The 2,252-nt window shown below is 61.5% G+C and carries 1 pseudogene; it reads left to right on the top strand.

Annotation, left to right across the window (positions count from 1 at the left end):
* Window positions 1-2,155: pseudogene (locus ACFWSK_RS37670) on the top strand (sugar-binding protein); the annotation flags it as partial.
* Window positions 2,156-2,252: the final 97 nt, after the last annotated feature.

Genomic DNA, 2,252 nt, shown 5'->3' with positions numbered 1-2,252 from the left:
AACCCGCCACCCTGTGGATACCTCATCCTCTCGTGATACCGCAGGCAGACACCCCTCGTCAGCCCTTATGACTTCACGAGTTCAATCTCAGTATGTGGCGGACGACTTCGGTCGTCCGGTGCAGACTGCCAACCCCAAGTCGCAGACCACCAAGGTTAGCTGGGACGCGGACAACAACGTCACCTACGTGGAGGAGGCAAACGGCGCGAAAACCGCGTACTGCTACGACCAGAAGACGGGCTATCCGCTCTGGCAGCGCGATGCCGAGAACAACAAGAGCGGCGTTCCCGCTCAGAGCGATTGTGCCCCCGGCGTATATCCGGCCAATTCGCAGAAGTATGAGTACCGGACCCGTCCTGACGGCTTCTCAGCCGATCTCTCCAAGAAGACTTCACCGGAGGGTCGGACCTGGGAGTTCGGCTACGACAACTTCGGCAACCTCAGGACGGTCACCGATCCCAAGGGTGTCGCCACCTCGTCCGTGGCCGGTGACTACACCACGTCGTATGAATACGACGCGCAGGGTCAGGTCACCAAGGTGACCGATGCCAATGGCAACCCGACCACCAACAGCGACTTCGGTCCGACCGGCTACCCGGCGACAATCAGCGACGCGCTGAACAAGGCGACTTCGTTCGTCTACGACGAGCGCGGCCAGGTCACCCAGGTCACGGATGCCCTCGGTAAGAAAACCACCCAGACCTACGACGTCTACGGGCGTCCGCTGGTTAAAACGGTGCCGAAGGACCAGAACGCGGGCGACCTGATTACCGCCCCTGCCCCGGTCTACGACGCCAACGACAACGTCACGACCTCGACTGCGCCCAATGGTGCGGTGTCTACGGCGGTGTACGACGCGGCGGACCAGATCAAGGGTGCCACCGCACCCAAGTACACGGCGACGTCGGACGAGCGGCAGTCGACCTTCACCTACGACAAGGTCGGCAACGTCCTGACGACGGTCGAGCCGAAGGGAACACTGACCACCAACGACCCGAACGACTTCAAGACCACCAATACGTACGACGAGAACTACCAGCTGACCGCCGTCATCAACGCGGTTGGTGACAAGGTCAGTTACCAATACGACAATGTCGGCAACGTCGTCACGGTCCTCGACCCCAAGAAGAACGCGACCACCGACACCACCGACTACACCAGCAAGACCGTTTACGACCTGAACCACCGGGTCACGCAGGTCATGGACGCGGCGGGCAAGACGACCAAGACCTCTTACGACAAGGACTCACTGGTCGTCTCCAGCACGGACGCCGAGAACAACACCACGCTGGTCACCTACGACCAGCGGGGCCAGAAGACCGAGGTCAAAGCCCCGTACGAGGGCACTTCGACGATCACCTACCGGAGTACGAAGTACGAGTACGACCAGGTCGGCAACACCACCAAGGTGATCACCCCGCGCGGTTCCGGCACGGCCAACCCGGACGACTTCGCCGCGCGGACCGAGTACGACGCGATGAACCGCCCGGTCAAGCAGTACCAGCCCTACGACCCAGCGGACAGTCGTTACAACAAGGCGAACGTCTACACCCAGACGTTCTATGACGAAGTAGGCCGGGTCTCCAAGACCTCGATGCCGCCCTCGGAGGGCCAGACGGTCCGTAACGACACCTCCTACTCGTACTTCGACAACGGCTGGGCCAAGTCGTCTACCGACCCGTTGGACATCGTCACGGCATACGGCTACGACGAGCTGGGCAAGCAGAACGCCCGGACGATCACGTCGGCAGCCGGTTCGTCCAACCGTACGATGACGTGGTCGTACTTCCCCGACGGGAAGTTGAAGACGAAGTCAGACGACGGTGTTCCGGTCGGCAGCGCGGGCGTGCTCGTGGACAATTCAGACGCTCAGAACACTGCTACCACGGGCACCTGGACCGCGGGCAGTCTCACCGGCCAACAGGGCTACGACCATCAGGTCCACCCTGCCGGCACGGGGACGGACGCCTTCACCTGGACATTCAACATCCCGAAGAACGGTTCTTACACCGCATACGTCAAGTACCCGAAGGTCACCGGGGCCGCCTCGGCTGCAAAGTACACGGTCACCAAGTCCGACGGCACCACTGCGAGCGTGACCCGCGACCAGAACGCTGCCACCGGGACCTGGGTCAGCCTCGGCTCGTACGCTTTCACTAACTGATCGTTTCAGAATGAGATCGGTGTGGTGGCTTGGCAGTTGGGTGTTGGGTCGGCAGGATCTGTTGGGTGTCTGCTGATCTTGTGCCTGA

Source organism: Streptomyces sp. NPDC058620 (assembly GCF_042717135.1).
Lineage (GTDB): Bacteria > Actinomycetota > Actinomycetes > Streptomycetales > Streptomycetaceae > Streptomyces.
The sequence above is the reverse complement of the archived record's forward strand: the minus strand, read 5'-3'. Positions and strand labels throughout refer to the sequence as shown.